The organism is Tolypothrix campylonemoides VB511288_2, assembly GCF_045999855.1.
In the GTDB taxonomy this organism is placed as follows: domain Bacteria; phylum Cyanobacteriota; class Cyanobacteriia; order Cyanobacteriales; family Nostocaceae; genus Scytonema; species Scytonema bouteillei_A.
This window is the reverse complement of record NZ_JBFPMW010000017.1, coordinates 144,538-168,368: the sequence shown is the minus strand read 5'-3', so window position 1 is coordinate 168,368 and position 23,831 is coordinate 144,538. Positions and strand designations below refer to the sequence as shown.

The 23,831-nt window shown below is 41.4% G+C and carries 19 protein-coding genes; 8 read left to right on the top strand and 11 right to left on the bottom strand.

Going from position 1 to position 23,831, the window contains the following annotated elements; all coding sequences use genetic code 11:
• Nucleotides 1-292: 292 nt before the first annotated feature.
• Nucleotides 293-1,627 (top strand): hypothetical protein, encoded by a 1,335-nt coding sequence (locus tag AB0756_RS35685; protein ID WP_167844665.1) that lies wholly within the window; start codon nt 293-295, stop codon nt 1,625-1,627.
• 77 nt (nt 1,628-1,704) lie between these two features.
• Here the strand turns inward: AB0756_RS35685 and AB0756_RS35680 are convergent, their stop codons facing one another.
• The 5 genes from AB0756_RS35680 to AB0756_RS35660 form a co-directional block, all read right to left on the bottom strand.
• Nucleotides 1,705-4,071, bottom strand: coding sequence for a DUF3604 domain-containing protein (locus AB0756_RS35680; protein ID WP_050045702.1), 2,367 nt, complete (start codon nt 4,069-4,071; stop codon nt 1,705-1,707).
• A gap of 10 nt (nt 4,072-4,081) precedes the next feature.
• Nucleotides 4,082-5,251, bottom strand: a complete 1,170-nt coding sequence (locus tag AB0756_RS35675) for a PstS family phosphate ABC transporter substrate-binding protein (RefSeq protein WP_038084337.1) — start codon at nt 5,249-5,251, stop codon at nt 4,082-4,084.
• A gap of 1,081 nt (nt 5,252-6,332) precedes the next feature.
• Nucleotides 6,333-7,202, bottom strand: a complete 870-nt coding sequence (gene cysW, locus AB0756_RS35670; protein WP_038084339.1) for a sulfate ABC transporter permease subunit CysW — start codon at nt 7,200-7,202, stop codon at nt 6,333-6,335.
• Nucleotides 7,192-8,061: a sulfate ABC transporter permease subunit CysT gene (cysT, locus tag AB0756_RS35665; protein WP_137986267.1), complete on the bottom strand. Its 870-nt coding sequence runs from the start codon at nt 8,059-8,061 to the stop codon at nt 7,192-7,194. The genes cysW and cysT overlap by 11 nt, the downstream gene beginning before the upstream one ends.
• Nucleotides 8,062-8,066: 5 nt before the next feature.
• Nucleotides 8,067-9,134, bottom strand: a complete 1,068-nt coding sequence (locus tag AB0756_RS35660; RefSeq protein ID WP_038084393.1) for a sulfate ABC transporter substrate-binding protein — start codon at nt 9,132-9,134, stop codon at nt 8,067-8,069.
• A 329-nt stretch (nt 9,135-9,463) separates the two neighbouring features.
• On the opposite strand from AB0756_RS35660, the gene gcvT reads away from it, so the two are divergent.
• The 3 genes from gcvT (at nt 9,464) to gcvP (ending at nt 14,289) form a co-directional block, all read left to right on the top strand.
• Nucleotides 9,464-10,591, top strand: a complete 1,128-nt coding sequence (gene gcvT, locus AB0756_RS35655; protein ID WP_038084395.1) for a glycine cleavage system aminomethyltransferase GcvT — start codon at nt 9,464-9,466, stop codon at nt 10,589-10,591.
• Nucleotides 10,592-10,714: 123 nt separating this feature from the next.
• Nucleotides 10,715-11,101 (top strand): glycine cleavage system protein GcvH, encoded by a 387-nt coding sequence (gcvH, locus tag AB0756_RS35650; RefSeq protein ID WP_038084340.1) that lies wholly within the window; start codon nt 10,715-10,717, stop codon nt 11,099-11,101.
• Between the two features lie 281 nt (nt 11,102-11,382).
• A complete protein-coding gene (gene gcvP / locus AB0756_RS35645; RefSeq protein ID WP_237266072.1) occupies nt 11,383-14,289 on the top strand; it encodes an aminomethyl-transferring glycine dehydrogenase in 2,907 nt (968 codons plus the stop codon).
• A 362-nt stretch (nt 14,290-14,651) separates the two neighbouring features.
• On the opposite strand, the gene AB0756_RS35640 is transcribed toward gcvP, so the two are convergent.
• Nucleotides 14,652-15,230 carry a hypothetical protein gene (locus AB0756_RS35640; protein ID WP_038084343.1) on the bottom strand — a complete coding sequence of 193 codons (579 nt, stop codon included), beginning with the start codon at nt 15,228-15,230 and terminating at the stop codon, nt 14,652-14,654.
• 361 nt (nt 15,231-15,591) lie between these two features.
• On the opposite strand from AB0756_RS35640, the gene AB0756_RS35635 reads away from it, so the two are divergent.
• A complete protein-coding gene (locus AB0756_RS35635; RefSeq protein WP_038084346.1) occupies nt 15,592-15,912 on the top strand; it encodes an MGMT family protein in 321 nt (106 codons plus the stop codon).
• A gap of 353 nt (nt 15,913-16,265) precedes the next feature.
• On the opposite strand, the gene AB0756_RS35630 is transcribed toward AB0756_RS35635, so the two are convergent.
• The 3 genes from AB0756_RS35630 to AB0756_RS35620 all read right to left on the bottom strand — a co-directional run bounded on the left by AB0756_RS35630 (nt 16,266) and on the right by AB0756_RS35620 (nt 18,622).
• Nucleotides 16,266-16,790, bottom strand: a complete 525-nt coding sequence (locus tag AB0756_RS35630) for a DUF4168 domain-containing protein (RefSeq protein ID WP_038084348.1) — start codon at nt 16,788-16,790, stop codon at nt 16,266-16,268.
• A gap of 301 nt (nt 16,791-17,091) precedes the next feature.
• Complete coding sequence (locus AB0756_RS35625) at nt 17,092-18,030, bottom strand: EndoU domain-containing protein (protein ID WP_038084350.1); 939 nt, start codon at nt 18,028-18,030, stop codon at nt 17,092-17,094.
• A gap of 82 nt (nt 18,031-18,112) precedes the next feature.
• Entirely contained in the window at nt 18,113-18,622 is a 510-nt protein-coding gene (locus AB0756_RS35620; RefSeq protein WP_038084352.1) for a hypothetical protein, read from the bottom strand.
• A 681-nt stretch (nt 18,623-19,303) separates the two neighbouring features.
• Here AB0756_RS35620 and AB0756_RS35615 point away from each other — a divergent pair.
• Entirely contained in the window at nt 19,304-19,573 is a 270-nt protein-coding gene (locus AB0756_RS35615) for a GlsB/YeaQ/YmgE family stress response membrane protein (RefSeq protein WP_038084355.1), read from the top strand.
• A gap of 61 nt (nt 19,574-19,634) precedes the next feature.
• On the opposite strand, the gene ccmS is transcribed toward AB0756_RS35615, so the two are convergent.
• Together ccmS and AB0756_RS35605 are read right to left on the bottom strand one after the other, a co-directional pair.
• Nucleotides 19,635-20,063, bottom strand: coding sequence for a beta-carboxysome assembly chaperone CcmS (gene ccmS / locus AB0756_RS35610; protein WP_038084358.1), 429 nt, complete (start codon nt 20,061-20,063; stop codon nt 19,635-19,637).
• A gap of 180 nt (nt 20,064-20,243) precedes the next feature.
• Nucleotides 20,244-22,052: an ABC transporter ATP-binding protein gene (locus AB0756_RS35605; protein ID WP_038084361.1), complete on the bottom strand. Its 1,809-nt coding sequence runs from the start codon at nt 22,050-22,052 to the stop codon at nt 20,244-20,246.
• A 262-nt stretch (nt 22,053-22,314) separates the two neighbouring features.
• On the opposite strand from AB0756_RS35605, the gene AB0756_RS35600 reads away from it, so the two are divergent.
• Together AB0756_RS35600 and AB0756_RS35595 are read left to right on the top strand one after the other, a co-directional pair.
• A complete protein-coding gene (locus AB0756_RS35600) occupies nt 22,315-23,169 on the top strand; it encodes a prohibitin family protein (RefSeq protein WP_038084397.1) in 855 nt (284 codons plus the stop codon).
• 53 nt (nt 23,170-23,222) lie between these two features.
• Nucleotides 23,223-23,639 (top strand): DUF1824 family protein, encoded by a 417-nt coding sequence (locus AB0756_RS35595; protein WP_038084364.1) that lies wholly within the window; start codon nt 23,223-23,225, stop codon nt 23,637-23,639.
• Nucleotides 23,640-23,831 lie beyond the last annotated feature (192 nt).

Sequence of the window (23,831 nt, the reverse complement as noted above, 5' to 3'; positions counted from 1 at the left end):
TTGACATTTATAGTTTTATGATAGTTCGCAGGAATGAGTGACAAAACGAGTGGATATGCTTTGTCAATGTATAATTCATATCACTGCTTGCAGTGTACGAGGTATTTTTGGTTAATTAGTAAGCGATCGCACGCTAACGCTATGACTTTCGTGCCTTAGTCCTAGAGGTTTAGCAAAATTATTAAGTCTCTTACGATACCAATACAGCCTCTTCAAACACTTTTACAAGCAAAACAAAACTTGGGATTGCTTCCCAAGTTTATCATTAAAAAAAACGTGCTTACTTATAGTTATGACATCAAAAGAAGCTAGCAGCGACAAAAAAGTTGAAAATTCTCCTGCTGAACCAGAAACCACCGTTGCCCAAACGCAAGACCCAGCACCGGAAGAACCTACAGCCCAAGAGGAAGAGCAGAAGCCAACTGTAGACGAAAAGCAGAAGCCAACCGTAGACGAAAAGCAGAAGCCAACCGTAGACGAAAAGCAGAAGCCAACTGTAGACGAAAAGCAGAAGCCAACCGTAGACGAAAAGCAGAAGCCAACCGTAGACGAAAAGCAGAAGCCAACTGTAGACGAAAAGCAGAAACCAACTGTAGACGAAAAGCAGAAGCCAACTGTAGACGAAAAGCAGAAACCAACTGTAGACGAAAAGCAGAAGCCAACCGTAGACGAAAAGCAGAAGCCAACAGGAGAGGAAGAGCCAAAGCCCGCTCCAGAGGAGCCTGGTGCTATCTTTCAAGCAGTTGGCGTTATTACAGGTAAGGTTAAGTTTGGAGAAGCAAATGACAATACCATTACGATTGGTAATAAAGAGTACCCACTTTTCTATGCTCCACGCAAGCAGAAAGCTTTTGATGCACTCAAGAAAGAGATAGAAGCAACAGGCGAATCGATCCAACGGGTGGTTGTTTATCCAAGATTTACTCATTTTCCCGGTAGGGACATACCGCCTAACGTTGGCTTCCAACTTGTTGGCTTTGACAAAGGACGCCATGAAGAGGTGATTTCAGAAGAACTTGCTGACATGGAGTTTAAACTTTGCGGATTGTGGCAGTTTATTCCTGTTTGTCGCACACCATGTATCTCTGTTTTCAAGAATTTTACTAAAGAACGACTGGAGCACATTAAACAATCGGAACCAGCTAAAAAAGTAAAATACATGAAAGCCAGTCACTTACCTTTGTTCTGGCGAGACGCGTTGGTACCACCATTTAGGTTTAATCCCAAAGCATCAAAAGAAGAGCAAGGTAAACCAGTTTTTGTACAAATTAAGGCAAAATTTGTGCCACATCGGGACGCTTTTGAATTTGATTCATTACTGGGATTGCCACTGGAGAAACCACCAAAGTTCCTCAAAGCTAGTAAAGATGATAAAGCAACAGCGATCGCAGAAAAAAGAGCAGCGCTGAAAGCAGCGGGTAAGGATACCGCCCCGCCAAAAGGAAAACCACCTTTTAAAGGCAAGCCCAAAGGGAAGTTTCCGAGCAAACCTTACAACAACTCTGAGGGTAGCTCTCAGGTTAAACCTCAGGGTAGTCCTGAAGGTAGTCCTCAGGGCAGTTCTGAAGGAAGACCAAAGGATTTACCCAAGCCCAAGCCCAAGCCCAAGCCACAACAACCCTCCTAGGCGAGCTTAAGGTATCGTAAACCCAGCCTAGAATTTGACCGAACAGGATGTTAAGACGCGCTATGGCGCGTCTCTACTTAATTCTCAAACCCAATAAACAAAGGACTAGTCCAAACTTTAGAATCATCTACTTGGCGACCAGAAATGTAGACTGGCAAAAAACCGTGGGGTGTAGACTGGGGTTCGAGTGTAAAACTACCACTCATGTCTGTTGGCATGGAAGTTGCGCTCAAGCGTTCCACTGCAACAAACAGTTCTGCGCCACCCAGTTCTTGCCGTAAAATCTCTTTATCTAAAATCTCTTGACCTGTAAATTCCCAACTAAATTCCGGACAATGAATGTAAGGATTGCGCTGTAATGGGCTACCTAACTTGATATAACTATCAATTTGTACTTTTAACTGAAAACGAGCATGGAGTAAATCTGACAGATCTAATTCCACAGCATCTGAATCCCCATAAGTATCCGAACGAAACTCCAGTTTTAAAGCGCCAGCACGTCTGACATATTCTTCCGGATGTTCCAAACCATAAATTTGATAGCACTGAACTAGAGTATTGGAGTATTCCAAGGTACCGCGCCACTCTGCCCAGCGGTAGCGGTCTTTAATTCTAGAACCACCCCAACGCAAGCGAATTTTATTTGGGGCATAACCCGCTTCTGAGTGCAGGTTTCTCCGCCAGAGCAAACCTTTATGAGTGTAAGCAGCAATTTCATCCCAACCAGTGCTACCTAACAATCGATAGTTAATGGTGACTGCACCAGATGTACTGAATTCGTCTCCCTGAATATGTGAGCCAGACCACAATAAAGCAACAAGACGATCGCCTGTTGTTGCCCAAGTATGACGGGAACGCAGGGCGTGATTGATGTCTGACTTTGTTAGCGATCGAGCAATTATCCCCGTGACACCACCATTCACCCCAAAAACTGCTGTACCGGGAACTCCTCCGCCACAACGCCCCCGATGTTCGTCACCGTTGGCTGATACCCCCAGCTTATATCCTCGAGCGATCGCATCTTGGTAGAACCACGGGAAATGACCCCAAGCCGAACCAATTTCAATTAAGCGTTCGAGTTTTGGGTGATGCCAGTCTAAAATGGCACGTCGTCCACCAACATGAGGAATCAGTAAATGTTGTTCTGGATTGTGAATGTATGCTGCATAAAGCTGATCGACAGGCCATGCTCCAGGCAGCAGTTGCTTGCCTTTCATGTCTTCATTCCATTCAAAAGAGCGAACCTGCTTGCCTTGACGGTCAAAGGGAAACAAGACTTCGTCACCCAAGAAAATCACATTGCGATCGCCTCCTGCAGCCGAATTCCCGCACCACTCCGTACCGGGATAGCAGAGAAATTCCCCTTCCTCAGTAATTTCCTGACACAACTTGACATCTTGCTTCCAGCGTTCCTCAGTAATATTAAAATCATTAGCCGTGTAACCTAAAACATCCAGTCCGGCTACATCCCGACCGTAAGCAAAATTATACTCAGTACTGTTGGTTCCTACCGTATTATTAGAGTGAACGTGAAGGTCTGCAAAAAACGACCTAGGATAACTGAGATGTTTGTCTGCTGTAACGGGAGTTGGAGCGCTTTGTAACTCAGTCCCCTCTAACACAGCCCGAAGGGTCAGTTCTTCATCCGCATCTAAAGTTAAATCTGTCTTGACAACTGCCCAACCTTGTGCAGGTATATCGAGTTGTTGGTTGATTTCTGTAGATGAACTTTGAGCTTTTAACAGCAGTTTTCCTCCCACTCCCCAACAAGCATTCCCCCAAACATCCTCAACCCTGACTCTTATAGGAAAAGACACGCCTGTTTTCACCAGTCGCGGAGTGATAATTGCAAGTTTAGCGGGTTGTCCTGGCAAAATATCAATAACAACATCACCCGGAATTTCTGCAAAGCGAGACGTTCCCACCGGATCGATATAAGCTCTAAATCGGAAACTTTGCTCTACGAAAGTTTGCACCCTTGTTCCCGGTCCGCCAGCACGGCGATCTCCCAAACGAATCAAAATGCGATCGCCGGGTTTAATGTAGCCATCCACAATGTCTACAATAATTGCCTTTTGGTAGGGACGTTCGTGACCTTTTTGGTCAAACCGCACCTTAAGTGACTGCACAGTTGCGGGGCTTTCCCCAGGAAGAGATGGGCGGGCTTGGTATTCAGCAGAGAGATAATTAGCACCTTTCGGGTCTTCTGTCTGAAAAATTCCCCAATCTGAATAAAATTTAAAAGTGACTTTCATCCAAGCCCCATCTGCAATACCAGAAGCACCAACTTCATAATCCAGTAAAATTTCCTGCCAACTTCCAGCTTCGATTTGTTGAGTTGAACAACGCAATCGACCTAGAAAAGGCAAGGTACTGACATACTCTAGATACCCTTGTGGATGAGTATATTCTCCAAGTATTGAATTCAGTGCTTCTTCTGACATATCTTTTTAATTACCTAATTGAGACTAATCCTGCCTTTTCAACAAATTGTTGACCTTCTTTAGACAGTAGTAGATTGGCATAGGCAACTCCAGCTTTTTCTTCAGATCTACCATCACGACGAATAATGATGTATAAATACCTAGTAATGGGGTAGCTACTGTCTCTAAACGCTGCCATATTGAGTTTGTTATTATCAATGACAACTGGTACATACTGTTTGGTGTTACCAGGTGCAAGCGGTAAAGGACGGACTTTGGTCTGAGTTGCGACTAACATAGCAGCACCGATTCCAATTGCTCCTGGGGTGGAAGCAACATCGCGAACAAGCACGGTGTAATCTCGGCTAGATTTGACTTTGGAACTGACGTTTTTTACTTTAGACCCAAGAAGCGTTTTCAGTAAAGCAGTGGTTTTAACGTTTATACTGAAAGGTACGATTGGTAAATTTGGACCTCCTACTTCTTGCCAGTTAGTAATTTTACCAGTGTAGATGTCCTGGAGTTGAGATACGGAAAGTCCGGGAATGGAAATATCTGGATGAGTGTAGGAGGCAAGACCATCAATCGCGACGGCCATTTGATCTAATTTAAAACCGCGACCAATTGCTTTTTGATACTCTGTATCTTCTAGGGGACGACCAGACAAAGCAAAGCTTAGTTGACCGTCAAGCAGCATCTCAATTCCTTTACCCGTACCGGGTTGGCTGTCAGGTGGGTCTACATAACGCAGATTAAATTGCGGGTGTGCTTGACTGATAGCTTGGTGCGTGCCTTGAGCCACCAGAGATGCAAAAATGAGGGAACCACCAAAGTTAAAAGTACCCGTAGGGACATTTGGCACTTCCTTCATAGTCTTGTAAGACTGAATTTCTGGGGTGCTAGAGGCGTCGGAAGTGCTGTTACTGGCAGAAGGACTGCGATCGCTAATTTCTGGTTTTGGAAGAATTTGCTGCCAGAAAAAGTAGCTTCCCACACCAAACAATAAAAATAATAGAGTCAGAATCAACCAAAAATAAGGAAATTCAAAATTAGCTTTAGCAGTCTTATCCTTTTTTTCAGAAGCAAAAGTATTCAAAGGTTTGCCACATTTTTGACAGTTTTTAGCCCCAATAGGATTTGCATCATAGCTGCAATGGTTACAGGTTTTTCTTCCTTTAGGATTTGATTGACTGGTACGCATCTAAATTCCTCGGGAGTATCATTTGCTTAAGTGCGATATAACAATAACCATTATTTAAGAATGGTTATTGTGGTAGAGACCCGAAGATTTGTTAGATTTACAATCTAGTATTATTCCATACTTTTCATGTTGAAAGCTTGCCACATTTTTATTTGGTGTTTCTGATGATTCAGTCCTTTTAGGAGGATATACGTATTTAATTACCAATTGGGATTAATCCTGCCTTCTCAACAAATTGTTGACCGTATGCATCTAATTCCTCGGTAATATACTTTACTTAGTTACGGGATAACAACCATTCTGTTGCATTTTTCCATACTATTATTACTATTACTGTTTGGATAAATCGTCAAAGTTTTAATTTGTTTAAGTAAGCTTCAAAGCTTTTACTTATGCATTAATTTTAGTTAGCTATAGCTTTTATAACTAACAATATTTTCGCTGTACTGAAAAATATTTTTTGTATAAACTTTGGTTTGCCTTTTAAACTGTCACAGCGCTTAATGTTTGTTTCTAATTCCAAAGTCTAAAATGCTTGATACCAGGATTTTTAGATTATTTATTCTAAACTCTAGTTCTGAAGAACGAAACTAAATATTTCATTAAATTATTGGATATCGCTTCGTTCTACCCAAACCAAAAAATACATTGGGCGATTTAAGCTTGACTTGACAAATGAACTCTAAAGAGCACAAGTGAGGTATAAATATCAATTAATTTGTCCAGTCTTCAACTTGTAAATTAGAAATATTTTTAAAATCAGTTAAGTTTCGAGTTAGTAATGTAGCATTTATAGAAAGAGCAATTGCAGCAATTTTTAAATCCATTGTACCAAGACGAGGATAATCGGTCCTAAATCTAAAAGTTGTACATATTACGGCAATAGGAGTCAAGAACCTAGATGACTTGATACATAATAATTTCGATACCGCGATTGCAGAGGAACTGAAATGGACTCAAGATAAAGGTGCTGAAGTGAAGGTTATGTTTGCTAAAAAACAAGTAAAATTTGCTAAGATTCGAGCTTAATATTTAGCTTAGAATTTCAAAAAAACCTTAATTATAAGTTTGTTGCAAATAACTAATTTTTCTGTTTTAAAACCTGTGTTCCTGCTAAAGAACGGGGTTTATCTGCTGTTCTAAGTACTTCTTGTCCGATGAGGGTTAACAATGCTAAAAAAGCGAGAAGTGAAGCACAAGCAAATGCAGCAACCGTTTGGTATTCGCTGTAAACTCTTTCTATATGTAATGTTAGCGTGTTTGTTTCTCCTATGAGTTTGCCAGATACAACAGAAACGGCTCCAAACTCACCAACGGCTCTGGATGTACAAATGATAACTCCGTAAAGTAATGCCCAGCGAATTGAAGGAAAAGTGACTCGCCAAAAAGTTTGCCAGGGATTTGCTCCCAGTGTTTGGGCTGCTTCTTCCTCCGCCAGTTCCATGTTTTGCAAGGTAGGGAGTACTTCTCGCACGACAAACGGAATCGTGACAAACAATGTTGTAAAAATCATCCCAGGGAGGGCAAAAATAACATTGATATTAGCTGCTTCTAGCCACGAACCAAACACCCCTACTGTATGGCTGTAGAGAAGAATAAACATTAAACCAACGACTGTTGGTGAAATAGCCAAGGGTAGGTCAATAATTCCCACCAGCAGAACTTTCCCAGGAAAAGAATACCGTGCTAAAATCCAAGCCATCAGAATCCCAAACACTGTATTTATGGGAACTGTAACAATTGCGATCGCGACCGTAAGAAATAAAGCGTGCTGTGCTTCGGGTGTTGTAATTCCCTCCCAGTAAGCTGCAACGCCACTGACAAATGCCTGATAAAAGATATTTACGATAGGAAAAACAACAACGATTGCCAAGAAAGACAAACCCAAAGCAATCAATAGATAACGCCCCCAAGGGAAATGCCGTAATTTTGCTGTCAAGCTATTTCTCATAGCGACGACTCCAGAACTGCAACAGGTTAATACATATCAAAATCGCGAGAGAAAACACGAGCAAAACGATCGCGACAGCCGTTGCACCACTGTAATCATATTCTTCCAACCGACGATAAATATAGACAGAACTTATCATCGTCTCAAAAGGAATATTACCTGAAATCATGACTACCACGCCATACTCGCCGACAGCACGGGCAAAAGCAAGGGAAAACCCCGTCAAAATTGCAGGCAATAATTGAGGAAACAGGACTTGCCAAAAACTTTGCCAAGCATTTGCTCCTAAAATACGAGCTGCTTCTTCAACTTCTGGTTCAATCTCCATTAATACAGGTTGTACGGTTCTCACTACAAAAGGTAGGGTGACAAAAACTTTGGCAAACACAACCCCGAAAACAGATGAAGTCATATTGACTTGTTCAATACCAAGCTGCTGCAAGTTATTCCCCAAAAATGTTCCGGGGTCAAAGTACTGCCCGATAACTCCTCCAGAACCGTAGAGAGAAACTAAAGCAATTCCAGCAACTACAGAGGGCATGGCAAAGGGTAAATCAACCAAACCATCTGCCAAACGCTTACCAGGGAATTCATAACGGACTAATATCCAAGCCAGAATTGAACCAAAAACGCTGTTAATCAAAGCAGCCAAAAAAGCAGCACCAAAGGAAAGCTTATACGCTTCCACAGCTGCAGGTGCTGCAATCACTTGCCATAATTCTTGCCAGGAACGTTTGGATGCTTCTAAAAAGATAACGCCCAAAGGCAACAAAACAATAAAACTAATGTAGGTTACAGCTAAACCCTGCAAAAGTGCTTTATAAGAGCGTTGAGTCGAGATTGAAGAAATAGCTGACATTGCCACTATCGTGTCCGGGCTGCTTGAGCAGTATCAAATAGCGCTCCATTGGCAAAAAGCTTTTTGTTCACAGGTGTCCAACCCCCAAAATCAGAAATTTTATAGAGAGTGGTAACTGGTTTGTACTGACTGGCGTGTTTTTCGTATGCTTCCTTGTTAATAGGGCGATATCCTGCTTGAGCGTAAATTTCTTGACCTTTAGGGGAAAACAAGAACTTGGTAAATGCCTCTGCCACTTCGCGGGTTCCCCGTTTATCAGCAATTTTGTCTATAACAGTTACGGGAAAATCAGCCTGAATATTGGTTGCAGGGACTATATAAGGATAATCTTCAGGAATCGCATCGTTAGTAAAAATAATCTCGTTTTCAAAGGTAACAAGTGCGTCTCCTATTTTATTTTTTACAAACGCATCCGTCGCCTCGCGCCCATTGCTCACCAAGCTTTTCGTGTTTTTGACAAAGCCTTTGAGATAGTTTTCTGCTGCTTGCTCTCCTTGTGATTTGAGAGTAGAACCATATCCTGCCATAATTCCCCAACGAGCATTACCCCCAGTCAGAGGATTGATGGCTACTATTGAGATGCGATCGCCAGTTAAATCGCTCCAGCCCTGAATTTTTTTGGGATTTCCAGGTCTGGTAACAATAACCATAACCGAACTAGCGGGAGAAGCCTGATTGGGCAATCGTTGGCTCCAATCTTTACTGACAAAACCTTTTTCCACCAGAGGGTCTATATTACTCTGAAGATTTTGAGCTAATACATCAGCCTGCAAACCCCCCAAAATAGCCCTAGTTTGAGCCCCAGAACCACCATAAGATTCTTTAAACTTGACATCTTGACCAGTTTTTGATTTCCATTCTTCTTGAAAAGCCGGTATCATTTTAGAGAAAAGAGGTTTTGCAACTCCATACGCAACCAAAGTTAATTCAATTGTTCCTGAATTCCGCGCTGCAGTTAATTGAGTTTGCTCGGTTGATGTTTGTTCTTGAGTCGAGTTTTGTGTTTGAGTGCAAGCGGGAAGCATAAATCCCGCAATAAATAGGAGGGCGTGTAAGACAGAACGCCTTCTCATAGTAGCTGCTCCTGGTATCCTGTTAAGAGAAGTCACAGAAAAATTTGCCTTGAAAATCATTAAACCACGGTGAAATGCTTGAAAACACGCTCAAACAGTTCAGCAAGCCGTAGTTTAGCAATAATACCAATTTCCTTGGCAATCTTTGCGTCTTTGCAGTTAAAAATTCTCTTTGAACCATAAAAGCAGACAAATCGTAAAGAACTTCTTCAAGATCTCGCTCTACAGAACAAAAGTCAGAATATTTTAGTAAATTTTTACACCAGCAGACAAACGAATTGCCATGGCAATTACGATATATTATGTTGACCCACTCTACTGAAACAACTGTGGCTAATCAAGAAGAAATCGCCCTATCTTTGGCAAGAACACCTTTATTTATTATTGCTCAAGAACTCAAAGCACGACTGACTAGCTTTGGTGGTTGGGAAATGCCCGTACAGTTTACTGGTATTAGTAAAGAACATGAAGCAGTCAGAAATGCAGCAGGAATGTTTGATATTTCCCATATGGGTAAATTTATCCTGCAAGGTAAAAACCTCATTACGCAACTCCAGCATTTAGTTCCTTCAGACTTAAGCCGTTTGCAACCCGGTCAAGCACAATATACTGTTTTGTTAAACCCTCAAGGCGGTATAATCGACGACATTATCGTTTACTATCAAGGAGAAGATCCAACTGGCGGGCAACGAGGAGTTATCATTGTCAACGCTGCCACTACCAGCAAAGATAAAACATGGCTCCTACAACACCTAAATTCAGATGAGCTTGTTTTCCAAGACATTTCCACCGAAAAAGTCTTAATTGCCTTACAAGGACCGCAAGCTGTAAATTTGCTGCAATCATTTGTTGACAAAGATATTACCCAGGTTAAGGCATTTGGACACTTAGAGGCAACAGTTTTCGGTAAGACCGCATTCCTTGCCCGTACTGGTTATACGGGGGAAGATGGATTTGAAGTCATGATAGATCCAGAGGCTGGAGTAGAATTGTGGCGCAGCCTGTTGAATGCTGGTGTTATTCCGTGCGGATTGGGTGCGAGAGACACCCTTCGCCTTGAAGCTGCGATGGCACTTTACGGACAAGATATTGATGACACCACCACCCCTTTAGAAGCTGGTTTGGGGTGGCTGGTACATCTTGATAAAAAGGAAGACTTTATTGGGCGGTCAGTTTTAGAACAGCAAAAAGCTAGCGGAGTGCAACGCCGATTAGTTGGTTTGCGAATGCAAGGACGCAACATAGCCCGTCACGGATATCAAGTACTTTCTCAAGGGGCAGTTGTTGGCGAAGTCACAAGTGGTACACTATCACCTACGCTTGGCTATCCTATTGCTCTTGCCTATGTTCCCACCGAACTCGCAGCTGTCGGTCAGCAACTAGAAGTAGAAATTCGGGGTAAAGCTTACCCTGGAGTAGTTGTTAAGAAACCTTTTTACCGTTCAAAAAATCGCTAATTGCTAATTGCTAATTGCTAATTGTGTCTTTACCATTAGCTATTAGCCATTAGCCATTAGTTATTAGCTGTGAGCTATTAGCCATTATCTGTGTTAATTTTTTGATGTGGATGAGGAAGTGATATGTCTTTGGAATATCCTGACAATTTAAGATACCTAGATACCCATGAATACGTGCGTCTCGATGGAGACATTGCCACCATTGGTATTAGTGCCTTTGCTGTGGAGCAATTAGGCGACGTTGTGTTTCTGGAACTTCCAGAAATTGGTGATGTTGTGACCAAAGGAGAAAGCTTTGGCTCAATCGAGTCAGTGAAAGCTGTTGAATCCCTGAATTCACCAGTGACTGGCACAGTGGTGGAACGCAATGACGCTTTAATAGAATCTCCCGAACAAGTAGCAGATGACCCTTATGGAGACGGTTGGTTGTTAAAAGTCCGTGCTGACGATCCTGAAGATATTGAGGATGCATTGACTGCAGAGGAGTATAGCGCCCAAGTGGAAGGGTAGATAAGGAAGAGGGGTAGACAAGGGAGACAAAGGAGACAAGGGAGAGGGGGTAGACAAGGAAGAGAGAAAATTCCTCCTTGTCTACCATGTCCCCCGTGTCCCCCATGTCCTCCGTGTCCCCCTCCAATCCCCTAGCCAAAAAAATTTCGTTACAATTAGATAAACTAATCACACATACCTGACGTGTCAAATATACTTGTTGCAAAATATTAAGTATCGCGTCTAGAGAGAAATTTGTGATAAACTCCGAGTCTCGTGTTGAGTTAACTCTTCAACAACCGTTGGAGAACAAAAGTGAGAGATTGAGCTTTCAAGCAAGGCACATTGGACCGTCATCCAATGATATTCAGCAAATGCTTAAAGTTTTGGGTTATAGCAGCCTTGATGAGCTAATTGATAAAACCGTTCCACAAGGAATCCGTTTATCTCGTCCGTTAAAGTTGCCAGACGTAAAAACTGAGTACGCAGCCCTTGATACGTTAAAAGAAATAGCTTCAAAAAATCAAGTTTTCCGTTCGTTCATTGGTACGGGATACTATGACTGTATTACACCTCCGGTCATTCAGCGAAATATCCTAGAAAATCCTGGCTGGTATACTGCCTATACTCCCTATCAACCGGAAATCGCTCAAGGACGGCTAGAAGCACTGCTGAATTTCCAAACAATGATTATTGATTTAACAGGTTTGGAAATTGCCAATGCTTCGTTACTGGATGAAGCCACAGCCGCAGCAGAAGCTATGAGTATGAGCTATGGTGTTTGCAAAAGTAAAGCAAACAGTTATTTTGTTTCTCAGGACTGCCATCCCCAAACTATAGATGTGTTGCAAACACGGGCAAATCCTTTGGGAATCAAGATTATTGTGGGAGACCATCAATCCTTTGATTTTTCAGAACCTATTTTTGGAGCAATCCTTCAATACCCTGCAACTGATGGTACTATCTATGATTACCGCGCTTTTGTAGAAAAAGCCCATGCTGAGGGAGCATTGGTGACGGTAGCTGCAGATCCCTTGAGTTTGACTTTACTGACACCCCCAGGTGAATTTGGTGCTGATATTGCTATAGGTAGCACCCAGCGCTTCGGTATTCCTCTGGGCTATGGCGGACCTCATGCTGCATACTTTGCTACTAAAGAAGAGTTCAAGCGGCAAGTACCGGGAAGAATTGTTGGTGTATCAAAAGATGTTCGGGGTAAACCCGCATTGCGTCTTGCTTTACAAACTAGAGAACAGCATATCCGTCGTGAAAAAGCTACCAGCAATATCTGTACGGCACAAGTTTTGCTTGCGGTGATGGCAGGTATGTATGCCGTGTATCACGGTGCAAGTGGGTTAAGAAAAATTGCTGAAAACGTTCACCAAATGACTGTAATGCTGGCGGAAGGTTTGAAGCAGTTGGGTTACAGCATTTCAAACGAGTCTTTCTTTGATACTCTGCATATCAATTTAGGAGAACGCAGTTTAGAGGATATTAAAGCCGCTTGTGAAGCACAACGTATTAACATACGTATTTTTAATGCCAATAGCGTTGGTATATCTTTAGACGAAACTACCACAGAAAAAGATTTAATTGACCTTTGGAAAATATTTTCAGGTAAGAATGTCCTACCTTTCACACCTGAAGAATTCGCTTCTCCCCATCTTCCCCTCTCCCCATCCCCCTCTCCCTTTCTTCCCCTCTCCCGCACCACTAGCTACCTGACTCATCCCATCTTTAACAGCTATCACTCAGAAACTGAGTTGCTGCGCTATCTACACAGGCTGGAAACTAAAGACTTGTCACTAACAACGTCGATGATTCCTTTGGGTTCATGTACGATGAAGCTCAATGCAACATCTGAGATGATGCCTGTCTCATGGGCTGAGTTTAATAAGATACACCCTTTTGCGCCTCCGTCTCAAACCCGAGGTTATCAAATCCTGTTTCAGCAGCTTGAGGAATGGTTGGCTGAAATTACTGGTTTTGCGGGAATTTCTTTGCAACCAAATGCTGGTTCTCAAGGTGAGTATGCGGGATTGTTAGTGATTCGTCGCTATCATGAAAGCCGTGGGGAAGGGCATCGGAATGTTTGTTTAATTCCCCAATCTGCACACGGTACCAATCCCGCAAGTGCGGTCATGTGCGGGATGAAAGTGATTGCTGTTGCTTGTGACTCTGAGGGGAATGTCGATCTAGATGATTTGAAAGCCAAAGCAGAAAAGCACAGCAAGGAACTTTCTGCTTTGATGGTGACATATCCTTCAACCCATGGCGTATTTGAGGAACAAATCCAAGAAATTTGTGCCGTGATTCACGCTAATGGCGGACAAGTCTACATGGATGGAGCAAATATGAATGCCCAGGTAGGGCTTTGCCGTCCTGGAGATATCGGCGCGGATGTTTGTCACCTTAACCTGCATAAAACTTTCTGTATTCCTCACGGTGGTGGCGGTCCCGGTATGGGACCTATTGGTGTTGCTTCTCATTTAGTGCCTTTTCTTCCCGGACATATCGTGTTAAGCACTGGAGATGTGGGGATTGGGAATCAGGAGGAAATTCCCCAATCTTTCACGAGTGCTGTTTCTGCTGCACCTTGGGGTAGTGCTAGCATCCTGGTTATTTCTTGGATGTACATTGCTATGATGGGTACGGCAGGTTTGACCGCAGCAACAAAGGTGGCGATTCTTAATGCTAACTATATTGCTCGTCGCCTGGAAGCTTACTATCCTGTTCTTTATAAAGGGAAGAACAATCTAGTTGCTCATGAGTGCATTTTGGATTTGCGATCGCTGAAAAAATCGGCTTCCATAGAAATTGATGATATTGCCAAGCGTCTGATGGACTATGGGTTTCACGCACCTACTGTTTCGTGGCCTGTAGCGGGTACAATCATGGTAGAACCAACAGAAAGTGAATCTAAAGAAGAGTTAGATCGTTTCTGTGACGCGCTGATTGCCATTCGTCAAGAAATTGCTGAAATTGAATCTGGCAAGATGGATATTCAAGATAATGTCTTGAAAAATGCACCTCATACGGCAGAGAGTCTTATTGCTGGAGAATGGCACCATCCTTATTCGCGAGAACAAGCTGCATACCCCGCACCTTGGACTCGGGAACACAAATTCTGGCCGAGTGTCAGTCGCATTGACGCTGCTTTTGGCGATCGGAATTTTGTTTGTTCTTGTCTGCCAATGGATGCTTATTAGAGTTAGCGATCTTTTTACATACGGAGAAGCATTATATGCCTTTGTTTTAAATGCGAGTGAGTTCGACAGACCTCACTCTCCGTCCCTCTTCTTCCAGGGAAGCAATGTTCGGAGAGCACTTTTAAAACCCCTCCCCTCATAGGATACAGCTGGTCGGTGGGGGTGCCCTCATTTAACACGCTCTCATTTTTCTTTCCCAGGCTCAGCCTGGGATTGAGATCTGCAAGGCTTTAGCTCGCGTAACGGATCGTACAGGAGGCGGTTCTTCTACTTAAAAGCAACTTGCCAAAACGCGATGCTTCCAATAAGTTAGGTTCGCAATTTATAGATAGAGAAGACGCGGATTTAGTATGACTGCTGAGTTATACGCTAGCTACTACTTTGTCTTGAATCTTGAGACTTTTATCAACTGGTACAGCAGGCTTTTTCTGAACTTGTATTAATAAATCTTGAAAGCTAATTTCTGATTCTTGTAAATTTCCTGAGACAGAATCAAAACCAGAGCATAAAAAACTGTGTTCTTGTACTACCCAAAAAGGAATTTTGAAATCTTTGACAACATCTCTCTCTTGTTTTAAATCGTAGTAAGCAGAAATACCAGTAAAACCACTAGAAATAAATAAGCCGTAACGATAATTGGATTTAAATCTAAATACAGATAGTCGAATATCAACTGGTAGAATAATTCCGCGATCGCTAGTTATACTTGTAGTCTCTATAATACTGTGAAACTGACTTTTGTTGTAAAGTTCATCTAAAGTTACAGGCAACTCCAATTTTCCATAAAATTGATTGCCTAAAATGGCAAGTCCAGAACCTGTTAATTGACCTGAAAACTTTATTGTAACAGCTTTCAAGGAAGATGTTTGCTGTATTCCCGTATCTAATGCTCCCTGAAAACTGGTTATTAACGAGCTAAGTTTTTTCACCAATTTCATCATTGTCCTCCTGAATAAATTTAAGATTTTTCAATAGCAAATAGAGACTTGTAACCAAGAACTATTAAGTAGGCAATACCCAATCCATAAATTTTTGGTTAGCATTTCCCACCCCACAGTATTTAAAATTTTTTAGAAATCATTAAGAATTCATACATATTAAATTTAACAGCTAAAGATTGTGTCTTCTGTTTGATATATACTGACGTAAGTTTGTCATATATTTTGTAAAAGTCTGATAAAGTATCAGTAGTAAAGTTAAAAGCCTATATCAAGTTATATTAAAAAATTTAAACAAGAAATTATGTAAATACACGGAGAGTGTTAGTCGTATTTTGGCTTTAGCTACGAAGAGGAAAAATCAATGTCTACTTACGAAAAGATCTACGCGATTGTACGTCAGATTCCGAGAGGTCGGGTAGCTACTTACGGTCAGGTGGCAGACTTAGCTCATCTATATGGTAAAGCCCGTTTGGTTGGATATGCTCTTTACCGAGTTAATACCAACTTATCGAATGTGCCCTGGCATCGTGTGGTGAATGCCAAAGGTGAAATATCTCATTCCCCTTTACGAAATGGAACTGATTACACGCAGCAATGGCTGCTAGAAGAAGAAGGAATCAAATTTACTCCTGATGGAAAAATTAATCTCCGAGAGTACCTTTGGAAAAGTCGTCAAATTTAATACATTTGAAGCGGTACAATTTATTTAAGAATTCAGTTTTAAGTAGTCATGCAAAATTAATTACACATTTTTAAAACCTAGAATGTCCGTTAGATAAGTATTTCAGGCGATGGGGAGTATGAAATTAATTTTGCTCAGGTACTTATAACCCATTGGCAGAGGTCAGACGGAACCGAAAGTATTACTTATTACCTTTAATACTTATTCCTCCCTTCTGCCCTCTGCCCCCTGCCTTTCCCAGATAAAAAGGGGCAATTGCCTTAGTTCTATAGTTTCTAAAACCAAAAGCAATTGCCCTACTGTATAAGGTGTATGAGAAAGTCAGAATGCACCCATAACTGAGTTTTGAAAGACTATCCCTTAATCATTTCGCGTACTTTTTTCTGAAGCGCTGGGTCTTGTCTGACGACTGCTTCAATTTGATTAAAGCGTTCTGGCTGTAGCCCTTCAGTCTGCAATACCTGTTTCATTTTAGTCTCAGCTTGTTGTTGAATCTGCCTCAAATTTGTGAATGCTTTCTCAAACTGCTGCTTTTCTTGAGAACTAACTGCTGGTGTTGGTGGGGTAGAAGGCGTTTTCTGTGATTTATAAATGGCAAAAAATCGTTCTTGACTTAAACCAGACTTAGTAATGACTTGAGACATTTCCTGATTTGCATTTTGCTCAATGCCTATCAACTGTTTTATTGTACGTGCAAATTTTTGAAGTTCTTCTGAGCTAACCTGGGTGTTGGTTGGAGTAGTGGTGGTTGCTGGAGGCTGAGTTTGAGGCGTTGGCGATGAGGATGGGGATACTGGTTTTTGTTGTGCTTGAACCGACAGGTTGCCGACAAGCAAGAATAGAAAAATACAGCTTCCTGTCAGAAGTTGCTTGAACACGTTGAGTTCCTCCTTAGAGATTACCTACCCCACATTAGAGAAGGTATTGGACTTCTTGGACTAGCTCGTTAAGTTCCATCGATGTAGCAGGCATATTCTAAGGTACACTTAAAAAGCAACACAGCTATTGACTGTTGTTGCTAGCGCACGACTCCAGATACACCATATCGTGGTACGGCTTCATACATATTAACGAAATAGAGTTAATATTGACTGTGCAAAGTGGCACTTCACACATTGACTGTACTCGTAACAATCGCCCAAAAGCCTTTAATCGTCTTTTCAACTTGTAAAGCGACTGCTACAGGCACTTGGGGTTGTTGTTATCGGGGCTAGCATCGGGAAAGAATGTCCGGATAGCACCATTTTTGGTCACAAACACGGTCGTAAATGTTTTGCCATCGTCTGTAACACTTAATTGGCACGCTTTATTTGTTGAAGAGGTATTGGGATTTTTCTTGTAAGCTAAAGAAGCGATCGATAGAATTTCTTCAGCATTGAGAGTGTAACCGTATCCTTTTACAGGAGAGCGAGCAGTTTTATCACCTACTTTTATAATGACACCCATAGTATAAACGGCATTGGGAAGCACCTCTTCTCTAGAGGTATTATTAGCTAAGCGTCCTGCCAAACCTTTTTGCTGAAGCTCTAAATAACGACCAACAAAGTGCAATCCACCAATTGATTTTCCCCAAGTCGGTTCGCCGCAAAAGATGTGGTCAAAAGCCTTTGCTTTAAACCAGACATCGGTTAGATCGTTGAGAAAATCTGCGTTTGAAGTGCGACCTGAAACAAGAGACCCGCCTACAAATTTCTTAATATTGGCTAAAACAGCAGAATTTTTCTTCATCATAGCTTGAAAGCGAGAGGGATCGACGACTGTACCGGGTGCTCCACACGTATTATTAACTGCTTTGTCAAAACTATTTAAAGTTGGAGGTGGTGGAGTCACATCGGCTGGGCTTCCTACTGCTAATCCAGAGACGGGGTTGTTAATGTTGTCAAAGAATGGCAAAGAATCAGAAGGGACAGCAGTCAAAAGAGGATGAGAATGACTAATTACAGTATTGTTTGAACTCAAAATACCTCTACCAAGCTTTACCTCAGCAGGTACGTAACTTCCTTGTTCTCCAGACTCAAATTCTTCTAAAATTGTAGCGCTACTGGCTTTAAACACAAACAAGGACAGCAGTAATATTGCTCCCCCCATAACCTTTAAAGGTGGAACGAGTTGCGACATAATAAATATAGTTTAATTTGTGAATGAATTATTATTTAGCATAGGATTTAATGGTTTATGTTTGAGGTTTACTTTCTTTTACTTAATCTTCATCTTGCACCCACAGCATACCAATGCGATCGCCACTTACAATAATCACTCCTGTATCAAAGGTTGATTCTGTGATTGAGTCCCATTCACTCATGCCTGAAAAATTGTTCACAAATGATGCATTTGTAAAATATTTGCAATCTCCTGTAAACAGAGTTAATACTTTAGCAGAAATTTGCTGAGCTTCTCGAGCAGACATTAGCTCTACAGAATAAGCTAAATCTTTCGTCATTATAAAACTTATAATTTGTTCAGCTTCTTCTTGACTAATTTCTTTCCAACGCTCTCCTAGATTGTGATATCCTTGTTGATTTACAAATGCATCAATGAGTTCTAGAACCTCACGAGATGTTTCAAGGGAGCGAGAAGTTGCAGAGCGTTCGTTCGAGTTATTGGATGTAATTTTTTTGATTTCAAATACAACTTCGCCTTGATTGCGTTTGGTTATCACTTCTGATTTCAGTTGGGCAATTTCCTGAGAGTTGTCAGTTTCTAAATTCATTTTTACAATGTTTATCTTGACTACTAAAAATGATAATAACAGTTACTAGTAACTTCCAATTTGAAAAAAACTTCAAAATTTCTGGGGGTACGGATACCCTTCCTGCTTAGTGGCTCAAACATACTAAAGGTAATACCAATTTGCAAAAAGAATGCAACAGTTGAACATTCGTCTCCCAGTCAGACCTAACACGGGACACCACCGCGCTGTAGTATGTCTGGGGAAAGCAGAGGTGAGACCAAGAACTTGAAGAGAATTAAGCCCGACCAAGGTAACTCACTCACTGGAGTATATCCATTGTGGGATAGCCCGTATGCGTACAGCATTTCCGTCCGAAGAGGGTTTCCTTCGTTGTAGCAAGTTGCACGATCGTATGCGTCACCAGGGGTGAGATATCAAGCACAAACATTTTTTGAATTGATGTTATTAAGTAAGGAGTAAAATAGATACCCGTATTGCAAAAGAGATAATAAATTTCTTAGCAATACCCTACTTAAATTAATGCAATGAGTATAACTTAAGAGCGAGTTGTGCTTTCTCAAGACCTAAGGAATTGTAACTTATAGCACCTTATTCTCTTTCTTAAGAAAAGTAGGTATTGTTTCTGATGAAAGATGAATAAAAGTATCTTCTAAAGTTAAATAGAAAGTGTTCGGTGCAGAACAAAAAGGAAGTAAAACGATGAATCTAATTGCTTGGATTGTTTTAGGTCTTCTTGCAGGTGCCATTGCAAAAGCTATTTATCCCGGTTATCAAAGCGGTGGGATTTTAGGTACTTTGCTTTTAGGCATCGTTGGTGCTTTAATTGGTGGAACATTAGTTAATTTACTGCAAACAGGAACTTTCACTCTGACTTCTGCAACATTAAGTATTCCTGGTTTGTTCGTTGCTGTTTTGGGTGCGATTATTGCAATTTTCTTGTACTACCGATTTTCTCACAGAGCACTTTAGAAATTTACAAGTAGAGTGGGCAATGCCCATCAAAAGATTAATATATAGGGCAAGACCCACTTTACACAGCCAGATCTTTACTTAACTCTTCTTCCAACTGTTCCAATAAAGTATTAACATCTTTACCGACTTGTTCGTAACAAATAGGTGGTGAGATGGCAGGTTGAAAATGAATCAACTTGATTTGCTCTTTGCCAATTCCTATCATCAGAACTTCGACTTCAGGATTGTAATGCTCTACAATTCCTATAACTTCCTGGAGCCTGTTTTCAACGCTACTATTTAGCTTGTCTACTGCTTCTTTAGGACAGTAAACAAAATGCGGTCTTGGTTGTAGATCTATACCTATAGTGCCTTGGTCGCTACCATTTTCTAACCACAAACCCCACGACAACGCCGCTAATTCTTGTTGGTGTACTTTTACAAAGCTATCCAACTGACGCCGCCACTTGTTATCTGTTGATTCGGATTGGTGATTACCAAAGAACATAATGAATTTGGAATTTTGGGTAAGAAGAATCTCGCACAAAGAGGCACTTGGTTCAAAGTATCAGGGCTTACGCAACCTCAACGGGATTTGGAATTTCACGCGTTGCAAATACTCCAAATCCTTCCTTGAAAAGGGAGCTATGCGTAAGTCCTCACTATATTAGCGCTCTTTACACGATCCCTATTTTAGACCAGATTGTACGCGCCAAAGACTTGCGTAAACTCCATTTTGATTGAGGAGTTGTTCGTGAGTTCCAGATTCTACAAACTGTCCGTATTCCATGACATAAATGCAATCGGCGTTGCGTATGGTAGAAAGACGGTGTGCGATCGCAATAGTTGTTCGATTGACAGTGATGTGCTCTAAGGATCGTTGAATTGCGGCTTCGGTCTCATTATCGACGGCTGAGGTAGCCTCGTCTAAAATCAGGATGGGTGGATTTTTTAAGACAGCACGTGCGATCGCAATGCGCTGTCTTTGTCCCCCAGATAACTTTTGACCGCGTTCGCCGACAATTGTTTCATAACCTTGAGGTAACTGCATAATAAAATCATGGGCTTCAGCCACCTTAGCTGCGTTGATGATTTCATCATTATTTGCACTCAAGCGACCGTAAGATATATTTTCTGCAACTGTTCCATGGAATAAGAAGACATCTTGACTGACCAAACCAATGCAAAAGCGTAAATCCCGCAATTTTAAATCTTGGATATTGATGCCATCAAGAGTAATTTGTCCCGATTGAACTTCGTACAAGCGTAATAAAAGTTTAATTAGAGTACTTTTACCCGATCCAGTAGAACCAACAATAGCAATTGTTTTACCCGCCGGAATGTGCAAAGACAAATTTTTAACAACAGGTAACCTATCTTTATAACTAAACGTTACCTCTTTTAATGCCAACTCACCACGTACTCGATCTATAGGTAAGGCTATGTCTCCTGTAGGAATGGCGATAGGAGTATCCAACAAATCCATGACTCGATTGGTGGAAGCCATTGCGCGTTGGTACTGGTCAAAAGTTTCACCCAATCTTGTCAGAGGCCAAAGCAAGCGCTGGATTAAGAAAACGAGGACACTATAAGTACCAACAGACATTTTGCCATTGACAGCAGCAATACCACCAAACAACAGCAATGCCGTGAACCCACCTAGAATCAACATCCGAATCAATGGAATAAAAGCCGCAGATAACTTGATGGCTTTATTATTACTGCGGCGGTATGCTTCGCTTTCTTCTGCCAACCTTGCAATTTCGTAATCTTCGGAGGTAAAACTTTTAATAGTAGTGATGCCACCTAAATTATTTGCCAAACGAGCATTTAGCAGCCCTACCTTTTCCCGGACATCAGCGTAACGAGGAGCAAGCAAATCCTGATAAGCAAAAGAACCCCAGAGAATAAACGGTATTGGTAGCATTGACATCCAAGCAACACTAGGAGCCAAAATAAAGAAAGCACTACCAATAATCACAACGGTAGTAGCGACTTGGAGAATGTCATTTGCTCCCACATCCAAAAAACGTTCCAGTTGATTGATATCATCGCTAAGTATGGACATCAAACCACCTGTACTGCGTTCTTCAAAATATGCCAGTTCCAACTCTTGCAAATGTTTGTAAGCATCCAGACGGAGATCGTGCTGGATATCCTGCGCTAAATTGCGCCAAAGTCTGGCATAAGCGTATTCAAAGACAGATTCCAGTATCCAGACAATGACAGTCAAAAATGAAAGAATTAAGAATTGCCAAAAGATATCTTTCACACCCAACTGAGCAATGATAGAATCTTGCTGCTTTACTACCACATCCACTGCAACGCCAATTAAACCGGGCGGTGCTAAGTCAAAAAGCTTATTGAGGATCGAACAAGCTGTTGCCAGCCAAATTTGTTTGCGATATCGACGTCCGTAATTCAGCAATCGCTTAAGGGGATGGGTTGAAGACGCTCGCCTTCTCGATTTTTGATAAGACCTAAGTATCTTAGCCACTGTCGTAAGTAGATGCTTGGATCTGAATAGTAGCACGACAGCCAACGGCTAAGTGACACCTTAGGTAGTGGGGATTGGGGATTGGAAATTGGAGAGCGGTCAATAATGATGAAAGGTTGTACTGGTTTTGAGTGTTTTACATTCGGTCTGATAGCTTTACAGAGTATCGTTTGCTAAGGTTGAAACAGTTCAAATGTAAAGCCTGTCAATTCAAAACCCAAATTCAAAAACGGTCAACCAAAAATTGAAGGAGAGCAATAACTTGAACAATCAGCAGTTTGCAAATTGGCGAATCACAGTTTTGGGAATTGTATCAGCGATACTTGTGGCTTTAAGCCTAAATTCTTTCATTATTATTAATCCCGGACAAGCAGGGGTATTGAGTATCTTGGGTAAAGCGAAAGATGGAGCTTTGATAGAAGGTATACACCTCATCCCACCTTTTATTTCAGTAGTGGATGTGTACGATTTAACAGTACAAAAGTTTGAAGTTCCTGCAGAAAGTTCGACAAAAGATTTGCAAACTTTAACAGCAAGATTCGCAATTAACTTTCGGATCGACCCGGTGCAGGTTGTTGAAATTAGAAGAAAACAAGGAACACTAGAAAATATTGTTACCAAAATTATTGCCCCACAAACGCAGGAATCTTTTAAGATTGCAGCCGCAAGAAGAACGGTAGAAGAAGCAATTACTAAAAGAAGTGAATTAAAAGAAGATTTTGACACTGCCTTAGGTCAACGATTAGATAAATATGGAATAATAGTGTTGGATACTAGTGTAGTAGATTTAACATTTTCTCCGGAGTTTGCTAGAGCGGTAGAAGAAAAACAAATTGCCGAACAAAGAGCACAAAGAGCAGTTTATGTGGCACGAGAAGCCGAACAAGAAGCACAAGCAGAAATCAATCGCGCTAAAGGTAAAGCAGAAGCTCAAAGACTTTTAGCCGAAACCTTGAAAGCTCAAGGAGGACAGTTAGTTTTGCAGAAAGAAGCTATTGAAGCTTGGAAAACTGGTGGTGCTCAAATGCCAAAAGTTTTAGTAATGGATAGCAATTCTAAGAATACTCCGCCATTTCTTTTTAACTTAGGCAATACATTGAACAGTAACCAGGAATAAGTAACTACCATTGACCAATAATCAGTAACAACCTAAGGATAATAAATTTATATATGACTAATCGAAAGCAAAGCAATTTGAACATTCAAGAAGCTAAAAAAATTCTTAATAAGTTTAACTGCGTAGATATTGCCCCCACTCTCAAGTCATCAGAAAAGACTGGAGTTCGGGAAGCGTTAATTTTTATTGCCAATCTTGCTGACTATCAAATTTTAGGTATCTGTGCCGATACTGCTGAAGAAGGAATGTTAGCAATGAAAACTTATTCTCACGCCTTTGGTTACGAACCACCAAGCGATTTACCTATGATGGATGGACCAGTTTACATCAAATTGAATGGGAAAAATGGCTTGTGCTACCTTGATTCTTACTCAGGACACCACCGAGGAGTGCTTGTTAGCTGTCAATCTTATTCGCAAGGTGGAGTCAACGAAATGTTCGGGCATTTACCTTTGGATTTGTTTGTTTAGTGAGTGGTTAGCACTTAGCAATGTGAATTCAATAAATTGCAATACTCTTGTGTGGTAGGTATCCCCGCCCGCCTGTTTTTTGGGACTGGTAACTGTACGTTCGCTCATTTTTAACGGCAATATTTAATTAAGCCTTACGTAAAAATCCCCGTTTTTCTTTTAGATTAAGGCTTTAATTCCCCTTCGGATCTC

Coding starts and splice junctions, on each gene's coding strand:
- AB0756_RS35615 (WP_038084355.1), top strand. CDS start 19,304: ATGAATCTAATTGCTTGGATTGTTTTAGGTCTTCTTGCAGGTGCCATT.
- AB0756_RS35620 (WP_038084352.1), bottom strand. CDS start 18,622: ATGAATTTAGAAACTGACAACTCTCAGGAAATTGCCCAACTGAAATCA.
- AB0756_RS35675 (WP_038084337.1), bottom strand. CDS start 5,251: ATGCGTACCAGTCAATCAAATCCTAAAGGAAGAAAAACCTGTAACCAT.
- AB0756_RS35595 (WP_038084364.1), top strand. CDS start 23,223: ATGACTAATCGAAAGCAAAGCAATTTGAACATTCAAGAAGCTAAAAAA.
- cysW (WP_038084339.1), bottom strand. CDS start 7,202: ATGAGAAATAGCTTGACAGCAAAATTACGGCATTTCCCTTGGGGGCGT.
- AB0756_RS35660 (WP_038084393.1), bottom strand. CDS start 9,134: ATGAGAAGGCGTTCTGTCTTACACGCCCTCCTATTTATTGCGGGATTT.
- ccmS (WP_038084358.1), bottom strand. CDS start 20,063: ATGTTCTTTGGTAATCACCAATCCGAATCAACAGATAACAAGTGGCGG.
- AB0756_RS35640 (WP_038084343.1), bottom strand. CDS start 15,230: ATGATGAAATTGGTGAAAAAACTTAGCTCGTTAATAACCAGTTTTCAG.
- AB0756_RS35625 (WP_038084350.1), bottom strand. CDS start 18,030: ATGTCGCAACTCGTTCCACCTTTAAAGGTTATGGGGGGAGCAATATTA.
- AB0756_RS35635 (WP_038084346.1), top strand. CDS start 15,592: ATGTCTACTTACGAAAAGATCTACGCGATTGTACGTCAGATTCCGAGA.
- cysT (WP_137986267.1), bottom strand. CDS start 8,061: ATGTCAGCTATTTCTTCAATCTCGACTCAACGCTCTTATAAAGCACTT.
- gcvH (WP_038084340.1), top strand. CDS start 10,715: ATGTCTTTGGAATATCCTGACAATTTAAGATACCTAGATACCCATGAA.
- AB0756_RS35680 (WP_050045702.1), bottom strand. CDS start 4,071: ATGTCAGAAGAAGCACTGAATTCAATACTTGGAGAATATACTCATCCA.
- AB0756_RS35685 (WP_167844665.1), top strand. CDS start 293: ATGACATCAAAAGAAGCTAGCAGCGACAAAAAAGTTGAAAATTCTCCT.